This window comes from Haemophilus sp. CCUG 60358, assembly GCF_001679485.1.
In the GTDB taxonomy this organism is placed as follows: domain Bacteria; phylum Pseudomonadota; class Gammaproteobacteria; order Enterobacterales; family Pasteurellaceae; genus Haemophilus_D.
Window position 1 is genome coordinate 1 of the sequence record NZ_LZOZ01000019.1, and the last position, 13,186, is coordinate 13,186.

A 13,186-nucleotide genomic window follows, 5' to 3' on the forward strand; every position below is an offset into this window, starting at 1 on the left:
TTTGGGGTCAGATCAAATTTTAACCGCACTTTTTATTTTTATTGATTAAAGCACTTTCACAATACTTTCACACAAATAACGAATATTGTCTTCAGTGATACCGGCCACATTGATACGACCAGAACGAACAGCGTAAATCGCAAATTCTTCTTTTAAGCGATCAACTTGCTCAGGTGATAAGCCGCTGAAAGAGAACATACCGTTTTGTTCCATGATAAAGCTGAAATCTTGTTCTGCACCGTATTCTTTTAATAACTGAACGAATAAATGACGCATTTTTTTGATGCGTTCACGCATTTCAGTCAATTCATTTTCCCATTCTTGACGAAGTTGTGGATCATTTAACACCGTTGCTACAGTCGCACCACCGTGAGATGCTGGGTTAGAGTAGAGGGTACGAATAATTGATTTCACCTGTGTTAATGCAGTTGAAGCAATTTCTGCATTTTCAGCCACAAGGGTAAAGGCACCAACACGCTCATTGTATAAACCAAAGTTTTTAGAGAATGAACTCGCCACTAATAATTCTTTATGATTTGATGCAAATGCACGTAAACCGTAAGCATCTTGGTCTAAGCCATTTGCTAAACCTTGATAAGCAAAGTCAAAGAGTGGTAACCAGCCGTTTTTCGCTGAAAGCGCGGCTAATTCTTGCCATTGTTCTGGGGTTGGGTCAATACCAGTTGGGTTGTGGCAGCAACCGTGTAAAAGCACGACATCGCCTTCGCTTGCTTGGCTTAAATCTTCAAGTAAATGTTCCCAGTCAAGGGCTTTGCGTTCAGCATCATAATAACGATATTCACGAATCGTCATGCCCACCGCATTGAAAATTGCATTGTGGTTAGGCCATGTTGGTGTACTAATCCACACATTTTGTGCTTTGGTTTGGCGTTTAATGAATTCTGCCGCAATGCGTAGTGCACCTGTGCCACCTAAACTTTGCGCAGTTCTTGCACGGTTTGCTTTAATGACTTCGGAATCTTTACCGAAAAGGAGCTCTTTTGTGCGTTCGTTATAATCGGCAATACCATCGATAGTCAGATAGTTTTTAGTCTTTTCGTTATCAAATAAGCGTTTTTCGGCTTCTTTTACCGCGCGCATAATCGGCGTTGTACCTTGTGCATCTTTATAAACGCCAATACCTAAATTGATTTTATTTTCACGCGTTTCTGATTTGAATGCTTCGCCTAAGCCTAAGATAGGATCGGCCGGAGCCGCTTTGATATGTTCAAACATAGCTTTTCCTTATGTATGTGTTGTGAGATGAGTAATTTTATACTTCAGCCGATAGATTTTATCAAGAAGAACCTGATAAAAATCAACCGCACTTTGATGTTTTTAGATATTCATCAAAAAAGTGCGGTTGTTTTTTTGATTATTTTAATTTCTCAATTGCCCAATTTAAACCAGATTGATAGTCTTCAGGGAGTTCGTGACGAAGTTTTTCAAGCTGTTGGATAATGATCGTTTTGTCTGGATGCGTTATATTGATATGACCTAATTTTCTACCTAGACGAACTTCCTTGCCATACCAATGTAATTGGGAGAAAGGGGTGTTCAACCATTGTGGATTATGTTCTGTGCCAATTAAATTAACCATGACACTTGGTGCAATGGGTTGTAATGACGGTGTAGGTAAATCTAACAAGGCTCGTAGATGCAATTCAAATTGACTGATAGCACAACCTAATTGTGTCCAATGTCCACTGTTATGCACGCGAGGAGCGAGTTCATTAATTAATAATTTATCCCCCACCACAAAGCATTCCATCGCCATTACGCCGACATATTCAAGCTTATCCATGATTTTTCCTAGCATAGATTCCGCCTGAATTTGTTGGCTTTGTTGTTGCGGGAATGAAATATCTGTCACACTGTAACGTAAAATACCATTTTGCTGTAGGTTATGTGTCACTGGATAGAAACGTTTTTCACCATTTTTAAATCTAGCGCCTACAATAGACACTTCATAATCAAAAGGAATGAATTTTTCTGCGATAACTTCACCGAATAAATCGTCCGTAATGTCACGTTGATTATTTTCAGTAATAATCCATTGACCACGACCGTCATAACCACCAGTACGACGTTTAACCACGACTTTTTCACCCACGTTTTTAAATACTTCAGACCATTGCGTTTTATCTTTTAATAAACACCATGGCGAGGTGGAGAGACTGAGTTCATCCAGTAAAGATTTTTGGGTGAAGCGATCAGCCAATAAGCCAAAAACATTCTGATTAACGAAATTCTTATGATGACCTAATAACTTGGTTAACGGTGTTTTTTCCCAACGTTCAATTTCTGCGGTGATGATGGCATCTTGGGGTAAATCAAATACGGGTGCATTGAACTCAAGCGGTTGAACCTGAATATCTAAAGGTGCGCCTGCATAACGTAACATTCTGCCAAGTTGACCATTACCAAGCACATAAACAGTAGGATATAGGGTAGAGTTTTGCATAAAATTTCTCATCAAATCTAGCTAAAAAAGCAACCGCACTTTAAAAAGTGCGGTCAAATTTAAAGGTGTTTTATGTACGAGGATCAGGATTATCCAATACCATATTGGTTTGATTTTCGCGGAATACTTGTAGGCGAGCGAATAACGCATCATCCCAACCTGCAAGAATTTGTGCAGCGAGCAATCCTGCATTCGCTGCACCAGCAGGGCCAATCGCTAACGTACCGACAGGAATGCCTTTCGGCATTTGTACGATAGAATAGAGACTATCAACACCGCTTAACATAGAACTTTTAACAGGGACACCCAATACAGGCACAAGCGTTTTAGCCGCAATCATACCGGGTAAATGTGCTGCACCACCTGCACCCGCAATAATCACTTTGTAACCATTTTTTTGTGCATTTTCGGCAAATTCAAACAGCTTGTCGGGGGTTCGATGTGCGGAAACGACTTCAACATGATATGCCACATTGAGTTCATCTAAAATTTGAGTGGCTTCTTGCATGGTTGCCCAATCGCTTTTTGAGCCCATCACAATAGCAATTTGTGCGGTATTTGACATATTTTTAAAAATTTATCTAATAAAAAACGATGCGTAGAATAGCATATTTATCTACTTTTAAGCAAACGTTTGCTATATGGTAAAAACTGAAAATTCCATTGCAAGTTTTGTCATAAAATCTTATCCTAATACGAGTTTTTTTCTTAGAAATAGAGCAGATTATGTTAGCTAAAGCGAAATATAGAAAAGATTACAAACAACCTGATTTTACGGTTACGGATATTTTCCTTGATTTTCAATTAGATCCTAAGCATACCGTTGTCACTGCAAAAACAACCTTCCAACGTTTAAATGATGAAGCAACCCATCTACGATTAGATGGTCATGGCTTCCAATTTGCCTCCATTAAGTTCAATGGCGAAGATTTCAAACATTATCATCAAGACCACGAAAGTTTAACGTTAGATTTAACCAATCAAAGTGCGGTCAATTTTGAGCTTGAAATTGTGACGAATCTAGAGCCTGCACAAAACACCTCTTTACAAGGGCTTTATCAATCTGGCGAGGGCATTTGTACACAATGTGAAGCAGAAGGTTTCCGTCAAATCACTTATATGCTTGATCGCCCAGATGTATTGGCTCGCTATACAACCAAAATTACCGCCGATAAGACTAAATATCCTTACTTACTTTCTAATGGTAATCGCATTGCAAGTGGTGAATTAGAGGACGGTCGTCATTGGGTTGAATGGAATGACCCATTCCCGAAACCAAGCTATTTATTCGCTTTAGTGGCGGGTGATTTTGATTTATTACAAGATACCTTTACAACAAAAAGTGGTCGTGAAGTGGTCTTAGAGCTTTATGTTGACCGTGGAAATCTTGATCGCGCCTCTTGGGCGATGGAAAGTCTGAAAAAAGCCATGAAATGGGATGAAGACCGTTTCAATTTAGAATATGACTTAGATATTTACATGATTGTTGCTGTGGACTTCTTCAATATGGGGGCCATGGAAAATAAAGGGTTGAATATCTTTAACTCTAAATTTGTGTTGGCAAATCCACAAACAGCAACCGATGATGATTATCTCGCTATTGAAAGCGTGATTGCACATGAATATTTCCATAACTGGACAGGAAATCGTGTAACTTGCCGTGATTGGTTCCAATTAAGTTTGAAAGAAGGTTTAACGGTTTTCCGTGATCAAGAGTTTTCATCTGACACAGGTTCTCGAGCAGTCAATCGTATTAATAACGTGAAATTCTTACGTACGGTACAATTTGCTGAAGATGCAAGCCCAATGTCACACCCAATTCGCCCTGAAAAAGTCATTGAAATGAATAACTTCTATACCGTGACCGTATATGAAAAAGGGGCAGAAGTGATTCGTATGTTGCACACCTTATTAGGTGAACAAGGTTTCCAAAAAGGGATGCAACTCTATATTGCTGAAAACGATGGTAAAGCGGCAACCTGTGAAGATTTTGTGTCTGCAATGGAACGTGCGAATGATGTTGATTTAGCTCAATTCCGTCGTTGGTATAGTCAATCAGGTACGCCAGAATTATTGATTAGCGATGCGTATGATGAACAAACTCATACTTATCATTTAACCGTTTCGCAATCTACGCCGCCAACTGCGGACCAAATGGAAAAAGTAAACTTACATATTCCATTGAAAATTGCACTTTATGATGCCAAAGGCACGAAACAAATGTTACAGCATAACGGTGAGTTGCTAAGCGATGTGTTAAATGTGACAGAAAAAGATCAAGTGTTTGAGTTCCATGGTATTTATGGTCGCCCAATTCCTGCGTTGTTATGTGATTTTTCTGCACCGGTGAAACTGGATTATGATTACACCACAGAGCAGTTATTAGGTTTGCTTAAATTTGCTGATAACCAATTTGCTCGTTGGGATGCAGCACAAATGCTCTTTACTCAAGAATTGCGTCGTAATGTGGCGCATTTCCAACAAGGCGAAGCCTTTGACATTTCACCCGATGTTTTGACCGCACTTGCGCATGTATTGGAAAATTACGAACAAGATATCGAATTAGCTACATTAATTCTAACCTTGCCAAAAGACATTGAGTTTGCAGAAAGCTTTAAAACGATTGATCCAGATGGCATTGCAGCCGCAAGAGAATTTATGTTGGTACAAATCGCAGAATACTTGAAAGAAGATTTATTGCGTATTTACACCCATACTCGTCTTGAAGATTATCGAGTGACGCAAGAAGATATTGCTTTACGAGCAATACGTAATCTTTGTTTAAGTTATTTAGCTTACACCAATCTAGGCAATACTGTGGTGCAAAAACATTACAATAATGCCAATAATATGACGGATACTTTAGCAGCATTAAATATGGCAACCAAAGCGGCATTACCTTGTCGTGATGCCTTGTTGGCCGATTTTGAACAAAAATGGCAACATGATGGCTTAGTGATGGATAAATGGTTTGCTTTGCAAGCAACTCGCCCAGATGAAAACGTATTGGAAATTGTACAAGTGTTAATGGATCACCCAAGTTTTAACTTCAATAATCCAAACCGTTTACGTTCATTAGTGGGGAGCTTTGCAAATCACAACTTAAAAGCGTTCCATCATATCAGTGGTTCAGGCTATCGTTTCTTAACCGATGTTTTAATTCGTTTAAATGAAACAAATCCACAAGTGGCTGCGCGTTTAATTGAGCCATTAATTCGTTTCTCTCGTTTTGATGCACAACGTCAAACGTTAATGAAACGTGCTTTAGAGCGCTTAAGTGTTGTTGAAGAACTCTCGAAAGATTTATTCGAGAAGATTGAAAAAGCCTTGCAATAATTGCTATAAATTTATTTTATATCCAATTAATTTAATACGGGATATCTAGAAGATATCCCGTATTTTTTTTCAAATTTGTTAACTATATCAATCTTTTCTTTTATTCACTTTGATAAAATAGAAAACGGCATTTCGCCGTATTAGTTAATAAGGATTTTATATGAAAACATACAAAACATCAGTGCTGGTCAGTATGATGCTTGGCATTTTTTCAACAACAGCATTTTCTGCCACTGTACCTGCTGGTACGCCACTTTCTGACACTCAAGTCTTCCGTCAAAACACACATAGTGATCCTGGTTCTCTTGATCCCCAATTGGTACAAGAAAATACCGCTGCCCAAATTGTGATTGATTTATTTGAAGGGTTAATTTGGTTGGATGAAAATGGTCAAGTGCAGCCTGCACAAGCAGAAAAATGGACAGTCTCTGACGATGGGAAAATTTATACCTTTTCATTGCGTGATGCAAAATGGTCGGACGGTACACCAGTAACTGCTCGAGATTTTGTGCTAGGTTGGCAACGTGCAGTTGATCCTAAATTTGGTAGCCCTAATGCCAATTATTTAACAAAGGCACATATTTTAAATGCAGAAGAAGTGATGCAAGGTAAAATGCCATTAAATGAATTAGGCATTAAAGCACTTAATGATAAACAAGTTGAAGTTACTCTTACCCAAGCTACACCTTATTTCTTGCAATTACTTGCGTACCCTACGACATTCCCTGTACCACATCATAAATTGGCTCAATTGGGTGATAAATGGGCGACAGCTCAAAATATAGTAAGCAATGGAGCCTATCAATTAAAGCAATGGACGATTAATGAGAAAATTACAGCGGAACGTAATCCACTTTATTGGAATGATAAAAATACGCTCATTAATACTTCTGAATATCTATTTCAAGAAAGTTTAGCTTCTGCATATCAACGATACCAAGCTAAAGAATTGGATTTAACTTGGGTACCAGTAGAACAGATTCCACATATTCAAAAACACACACCGGATGCACTGATTGTCGTGCCTCGATTAACCACGGAATTCTATACATTCAACGTGGCTAAACCTCCATTTGATAATGAAAAAGTACGCAAGGCGTTATATCTTACCTTAGATAGATCATTGATTGCCGAGCATATTATTGGTTTGCGCAAACCAGCAGCAACATTGACACCACCAGAAGTTGATGGTTTTAATGCGCCAAATATTGCTGAATTAAATCAGCCATTAACAGAAAGAATAGCGCAGGCTAAAAAATTATTAAATGAAGCGGGGTATAGTGAAAAAAAACCGCTTCAATTTGAAATTTTTTATAATAAGTATGCAACTCATGAAAAAGTGGCGTTGGCGCTCGCTTCTGAATGGAAGAAACAATTAGGTGCAGATGTAAAATTACGTACGATGGAATGGAAAACCTACTTGGGTGAACGCAATGTCGGTAATTTCCAATTATCCCGTATGTCTATTGATGCTGAATACAATGAACCGTCTGCATTTCTCAATTCTTTGCTTTCTACATCACCAGAAAATGTGGGGCAGTGGAAGAACAAAAAATTTGATCAAGTCATGAAAGATGCGCAAAGTACTTTAAATGACAAAACTCGTGCTGATTTATATCAACAAGCCGAGCAGCTTATTGCGGAGCAAGCACCTTTAATACCGATTTTCTATTCACCGTTGATCAAAGTAATTAATCCAGCAGTAGGTGGGTTCCCAATGCATAATCCACAGGATTATGTTTATACTAAGGAGCTTTATATTCGTAAGTAGTGTTATCTAAGCACCTTTCGTTGCATATACATTGCTTTCATTTTAAAATGCTATGCAACGAAATTTTCAGCTAAAGTGCGGTTAATTTTGACCGCACTTTCCATTTACAGTGAACTATCCTGAGAGATAAACGAGTATGTATTCTTTGATCCGTAAAGCCATCTTTTCCCTTGATCCTGAAACCGCCCATGATTTAGTAATTAAATCATTGCATTTAGCGGGTAAATCGCCTTGTCAATTTTTATTGAAGCAGCTTTTGGCTTGTCCACAAGGTACGCCTAAGCAAGTAATGGGCATTACGTTTAAAAATCCTATTGGATTAGCAGCGGGCGCAGATAAAAATGCTGAGGCTATTGATGGCTTTGGTGCGATGGGATTTGGTTTTATTGAAGTCGGTACGGTTACGCCTTTAGCGCAAGAGGGAAATGCTAAGCCTCGTCAATTCCGTTTAGTGGAAGCGGAAGGGATTATTAACCGTAATGGATTCAATAATTATGGCATTGATTATGTGGTCGAGAATGTTAAAAAGGCAAAATTTGATGGCGTAATTGGGATTAATATTGGCAAAAATAAAATCACGCCCCTTGAAAAGGGGAAAGATGATTACCTATTTTGCCTAAACAAAGCCTATAACTATGCGGATTATATTACGGTAAATATTTCATCACCGAACACACCGGATTTGCGCCAATTGCAGTATGGTGATTATTTTGATGATTTACTGCAAAGTGTAAAACAGCGCCAAAAAGTATTAGCTGAGCAATATAATAAATATGTGCCGATTGCAGTAAAAATTGCACCTGATTTATCCGAGACTGAGCTCGTTCAAATTGCTGATACGTTACTTCGTAATCAAATGGATGGGGTAATTGCCACTAATACAACTATTTCACGCGACAACGTCACAGGTTTGAAAAATGCGGAACAACAAGGCGGCTTAAGTGGAAAACCGTTACAGCAGAAAAGTACAGAAATTATACGAAGATTACATCAAGAACTGAAAGGACAAATCCCTATTATTGGGAGTGGTGGTATTGACGGTGTACAAAACGCACAGGAGAAGATTGAAGCGGGTGCTGAATTGTTACAAGTTTATTCAGGTTTGATTTATCACGGTCCAAGCTTAGTTAAAGAATTAGTAAAAGCGATCAAATAAATGACAAAAAAATATGATTTACATTGCCATAGTACGGCTTCAGATGGTATTTTAACGCCTACGGCGCTTGTACAACGAGCTCATGAACAAGGCGTCAATGTGCTCGCTTTATGTGATCACGACACTGTGATGGGCATTGATGAAGCCAAACTCGAAGCCGATAAATTAGGTATTGAGCTAATTAATGGCGTGGAAATTTCAACGAATTGGGAAGGTCGTGGCATCCATATTGTTGGATTAAATTTTGATAAAACGCATCCTAAAATGACCGCACTTTTAGCCGAACAAAAATCACTGAGAGAAAAAAGAGCGGTTGAAATTGGCCACAAATTAGAAAAAGCAGGTGTCCCCAATGCCTATGAAGGCGCAAAAGCGTTGGCTAATGGGGAAGTGACTCGTGCGCATTATGCGCGTTATTTGGTACAAATCGGCAAGGTTTCAAATGATGGGCAAGCCTTTAAGCGTTATCTAGGCGGTGGAAAATCGTGTTTTGTCAAAGCTGAATGGGTGGATATTCCAACGGCGATTGAGACGATTCATACGGCAGGTGGCGTTGCCGTCATTGCTCATCCTATGCGCTATAACATGACAGGTAAATGGATTCGTCGATTAATTGTTGATTTCAAACAATGGGGCGGTGATGGCATGGAAGTCGCAGATAGTGGACAGACCAAAGATCAGCGTCAATATCTTGCGCGTTTAGCTAATGAATATGACTTAGCCGCCTCTTTAGGGTCAGACTTTCATTTTCCTTGCGGATGGATTGAATTAGGAAAGAATTTGTTTTTACCTGAAGAGGTAAAAACAATTTGGACATTATTTGAATAATAAAGGGCGGTCAATCCGCCCTTGTTTTTATATTTGGCTGTTCTCACACAAACCGAGACTCGCTAGAAATTCAATAAATGCGCGAACTTTAGCGGGTAAATGACGACGATTTGGGTAAACCACATAAATATCTAAAGGTTTTTGTTTATATTCAGACAAAATTTCAACTAACTCACCTGAAGCAAGCGCATCTTTTACAAAGAAACCAGGTGAATTGCTGATGCCCAAGCCTGCTTTTGTCATTTCTAACAATGCCATACCATTATTAGAAACCACTTTAGATTGAATTTTATAACGTTGAATTTGATTGGCTTTTGTTGATTGCCAATGTACTTGATTTAACGATGATTTATAAAGTAAACCTTGGTGATATTCTAAATCATCAGGTGTAAGTGGTGTGCCTCGCAACTCTAAATAACTTGGCGAAGCAACAAAATGCATAGGGGAGCTGCTAATTTTACGCGCAACAAGTGAGCTGTCTTGCATATAACCGATACGTAATGCTAAGTCATAGCCTTCCGCAACGAGATCAACACGCTTGTCTTCAAATTCAATTTCTACGTGTAAATTGGGATGAAGCTCAATAAATTTAGGCAAGTTAGGTGAAATATAAAGTAAGCCAAAATCACGTGGCACAGAGATTAATAAATTACCTTGTAAGCTCTTTGCCATATTACTGATGCTAGAGTCAGCCTCGCTTAAATCTAATAGAATGGCTTGGCAACGTTGATAATAAAGCATACCGGCTTCTGTCGGCACAATTTTTCGTGTTGTACGTTGTAATAATCGCGTTTTTAAATGTTCTTCTAATTGTGAAACTAATTTACTCGCCATTGCCACAGAAATATTCTGTTGGTTTGCGGCTTGTGTAAAACTTTGCGTTTCGATCACTTTACAGAAAACCGAAATTGCATTGAGTTTATCCATTTATAAATCCTTTTTGAAAAAAAGCTTGATTTTATCGGCGTAAGTTTGCAGTATATCGCCAACTTTACAGAATTCTAGTTATATTTTAGGTAAGCAAATGAGCAAATCTTTAGTGATTGTGGAGTCGCCAGCCAAAGCGAAAACCATCAATAAATATTTAGGTAGCCAGTATGTGGTGAAATCCAGCGTAGGGCATATTTGTGATTTGCCTACTGCAGGGAGTAGCACAGGCGAGAAGGCTAAACCCGTTTCCACTAAAGGATTAAGTGCGGAAGAAAAAAACAAAATTAAAGCAGAAAAAGACCGTGCGGCCTTAGTGAAACGTATGGGAATTGACCCTTATCATGATTGGAAAGCCAATTATCAAATTCTACCGGGTAAAGAAAAAGTTGTTTCCGAATTAAAATCCCTTGCTAAAAAATCCGATCATATTTATCTCGCAACCGACTTGGATAGAGAAGGAGAGGCTATCGCGTGGCATTTACGTGAAGTGATCGGTGGCGATGATAGTCGTTTTAGCCGCGTTGTATTTAATGAGATTACGAAGAAAGCAATCGAAAAAGCATTCCAGAATCCTGCTCACATTAATATGGACCAGGTTAATGCTCAGCAAACCCGTCGTTTCTTAGACCGCGTGGTAGGCTTTATGGTGTCGCCATTATTATGGAAGAAAGTGGCTCGTGGGTTATCTGCAGGGCGAGTACAATCTGTTGCCGTGAAATTGGTGGTAGAGCGTGAACGTGAAATTAAAGCATTCCAACCAGAAGAGTTTTGGGAAATTGAAGCGCTAACCCAAACGAGCAAGAAAGAAGACTTACGTTTGGATGTGGTGCAATATAAAGGCAAGAAATTTGAGCCGAAAAATGAAAAAGAAGCACAAAGTGCGGTCGATTTTTTAAATAAATCATATTACGTTGTCACAGATTTAGAAACAAAACCAACAGGTTCTAGACCAAGAGCCCCATTTATTACTTCAACTTTACAACAAACTGCAAGCACACGTTTAGGTTTTGGTGTGAAGAAAACCATGATGTTGGCACAACGTTTATACGAAGCTGGTTACATCACTTATATGCGTACTGACTCTACCAACTTGAGTCAAGATGCATTAAATATGGCACGCTCTTATATCGAAAGCCATTTCGGCAAAGATTATTTGCCAGCTAAACCGAATTTCTATTCGAGCAAAGAAAATGCACAAGAAGCACACGAAGCGATTCGTCCTTCTGATGTGAAAATGCTCGCGGATCATTTAAGTGGTATGGATAAAGATGCCGTGCGCTTGTATGATTTAATCTGGCGTCAATTTGTAGCCTGCCAAATGCCGGCTGCACAATATGACAGCACAACCGTCACTGTAATGGCTGGTGATTATGAATTGAAAGCCAAAGGCCGTATTTTACGCTTTGATGGTTGGACAAAAGTCTTGCCACAATTAGGTAAAAATCCAGAAGACCAAATTTTACCGGCTGTGAGTTTAAACGAAACATTAGCACTAAAAACGGTTTCGCCAAGCCAACACTTTACCAAACCGCCAGCTCGTTTTACTGAAGCTGCATTGGTTAAAGAATTGGAGAAACGTGGTATTGGTCGTCCTTCTACTTATGCAGCAATTATTTCGACTATTCAAGAACGTGGTTATGTACGCATTGAAAATCGCCGTTTCTACGCAGAGAAAATGGGCGAAATCGTTACTGATCGCTTAAATCAATCTTTTTCTGATTTGATGAGCTACGATTTCACTGCCAACATGGAAAACGTACTAGACCAAATTGCATCCGGTGAGAAAAATTGGAAAGCTGAGTTAAATCAATTCTTCAAAGATTTTTCTACCCAACTTTCTACGGCTGAATTAGATGAGTTAGAAGGTGGAATGAAGCCGAATAGCCTTGTGCTCACCGATATTGATTGCCCAACTTGTGGTCGCAAAATGGCGATTCGCACAGCAAGTACAGGTGTCTTCCTTGGTTGTTCTGGTTATGCATTACCACCAAAAGAGCGTTGTAAAACAACGATTAATCTTATTCCAGAAGCTGAATTATTAAATGTGCTAGATGAGGCTTCTGAGACCAAAGCCTTAATGGATCGTAAACGTTGTCCGAAATGCGGTACCGCGATGGATAGCTATATCATTGACCCACATCGTAAATTACATATTTGTGGTAACAATCCGAATTGTGATGGTTATTTGGTTGAACAAGGCCAATTCAAAATTAAAGGCTATGATGGTCCGATTGTAGAATGTGATAAGTGTGGTTCAGATATGCACTTAAAACTCGGTCGTTTTGGTAAATATATGGGCTGTACCAGCTGTGATAATACCCGTAAGATTTTGAAAAACGGCGAGGTTGCACCGCCAAAAGAAGAGCCGGTTCATTTCCCTGAACTAAAATGCGAAAAATCTGATGCGTATTTTGTACTACGTGATGGTGCAAGTGGGGTGTTTATGTCAGCACATAACTTCCCGAAATCACGTGAAACACGACCGGCAAAAGTGGCGGAATTAGCGCTTTATCGTGATCGTTTACCGGAGAAATTACGTTATTTAGCGGATGCGCCACAAAAAGACCCTGAGGGTAATGAAGCCATTATCCGCTTTAGCCGTAAAGAAAAACATCAATATGTGACATCTGAAAAGAATGGCAAAGCCACAAAATGGATTGTGGATTATATTGATGGAAAATGGGTAGAACGGAAAAAGTAG

The 13,186-nt window shown here is 39.1% G+C and carries 9 protein-coding genes; 5 read left to right on the forward strand and 4 right to left on the reverse strand.

The annotated features are described in order from the left end of the window. Positions 1-45: 45 nt before the first annotated feature. The 3 genes from A9500_RS09105 to purE all read right to left on the reverse strand — a co-directional run bounded on the left by A9500_RS09105 (position 46) and on the right by purE (position 3,029). Positions 46-1,236 (reverse strand): amino acid aminotransferase, encoded by a 1,191-nt coding sequence (locus A9500_RS09105; protein ID WP_065244688.1) that lies wholly within the window; start codon positions 1,234-1,236, stop codon positions 46-48. Positions 1,237-1,375: 139 nt separating this feature from the next. Further along, a complete protein-coding gene (gene purK, locus A9500_RS09110) occupies positions 1,376-2,464 on the reverse strand; it encodes a 5-(carboxyamino)imidazole ribonucleotide synthase (RefSeq protein WP_065244689.1) in 1,089 nt (362 codons plus the stop codon). Positions 2,465-2,534: 70 nt separating this feature from the next. Further along, positions 2,535-3,029, reverse strand: coding sequence for a 5-(carboxyamino)imidazole ribonucleotide mutase (purE, locus tag A9500_RS09115; RefSeq protein ID WP_049365474.1), 495 nt, complete (start codon positions 3,027-3,029; stop codon positions 2,535-2,537). Positions 3,030-3,190: 161 nt separating this feature from the next. Between purE and pepN the strand changes: the two genes are divergently transcribed. The 4 genes from pepN to A9500_RS09135 all read left to right on the forward strand — a co-directional run bounded on the left by pepN (position 3,191) and on the right by A9500_RS09135 (position 9,555). Then, the gene (pepN, locus tag A9500_RS09120) at positions 3,191-5,800 is read left to right on the forward strand and encodes an aminopeptidase N (protein WP_065244690.1); all 2,610 of its coding nucleotides are present in this window, start codon (positions 3,191-3,193) and stop codon (positions 5,798-5,800) included. 160 nt (positions 5,801-5,960) lie between these two features. After that, on the forward strand, positions 5,961-7,571 hold the full coding sequence (locus A9500_RS09125; protein ID WP_065244691.1) for an ABC transporter substrate-binding protein: 1,611 nt from the start codon (positions 5,961-5,963) through the stop codon (positions 7,569-7,571). 136 nt (positions 7,572-7,707) lie between these two features. Continuing rightward, complete coding sequence (gene pyrD, locus A9500_RS09130) at positions 7,708-8,727, forward strand: quinone-dependent dihydroorotate dehydrogenase (RefSeq protein WP_065244692.1); 1,020 nt, start codon at positions 7,708-7,710, stop codon at positions 8,725-8,727. Beyond that, positions 8,728-9,555: a PHP domain-containing protein gene (locus A9500_RS09135; protein ID WP_065244693.1), complete on the forward strand. Its 828-nt coding sequence runs from the start codon at positions 8,728-8,730 to the stop codon at positions 9,553-9,555. Between the two features lie 27 nt (positions 9,556-9,582). Here A9500_RS09135 and A9500_RS09140 read toward each other — a convergent pair whose 3' ends face one another. Continuing rightward, on the reverse strand, positions 9,583-10,482 hold the full coding sequence (locus A9500_RS09140) for a LysR family transcriptional regulator (RefSeq protein ID WP_065244694.1): 900 nt from the start codon (positions 10,480-10,482) through the stop codon (positions 9,583-9,585). A gap of 97 nt (positions 10,483-10,579) precedes the next feature. Between A9500_RS09140 and topA the strand changes: the two genes are divergently transcribed. Continuing rightward, on the forward strand, positions 10,580-13,186 hold the full coding sequence (gene topA, locus A9500_RS09145; RefSeq protein ID WP_065244695.1) for a type I DNA topoisomerase: 2,607 nt from the start codon (positions 10,580-10,582) through the stop codon (positions 13,184-13,186).

Coding starts and splice junctions, on each gene's coding strand:
- A9500_RS09105 (WP_065244688.1), bottom strand. CDS start 1,236: ATGTTTGAACATATCAAAGCGGCTCCGGCCGATCCTATCTTAGGCTTA.
- purK (WP_065244689.1), bottom strand. CDS start 2,464: ATGCAAAACTCTACCCTATATCCTACTGTTTATGTGCTTGGTAATGGT.
- purE (WP_049365474.1), bottom strand. CDS start 3,029: ATGTCAAATACCGCACAAATTGCTATTGTGATGGGCTCAAAAAGCGAT.
- pepN (WP_065244690.1), top strand. CDS start 3,191: ATGTTAGCTAAAGCGAAATATAGAAAAGATTACAAACAACCTGATTTT.
- A9500_RS09125 (WP_065244691.1), top strand. CDS start 5,961: ATGAAAACATACAAAACATCAGTGCTGGTCAGTATGATGCTTGGCATT.
- pyrD (WP_065244692.1), top strand. CDS start 7,708: ATGTATTCTTTGATCCGTAAAGCCATCTTTTCCCTTGATCCTGAAACC.
- A9500_RS09135 (WP_065244693.1), top strand. CDS start 8,728: ATGACAAAAAAATATGATTTACATTGCCATAGTACGGCTTCAGATGGT.
- A9500_RS09140 (WP_065244694.1), bottom strand. CDS start 10,482: ATGGATAAACTCAATGCAATTTCGGTTTTCTGTAAAGTGATCGAAACG.
- topA (WP_065244695.1), top strand. CDS start 10,580: ATGAGCAAATCTTTAGTGATTGTGGAGTCGCCAGCCAAAGCGAAAACC.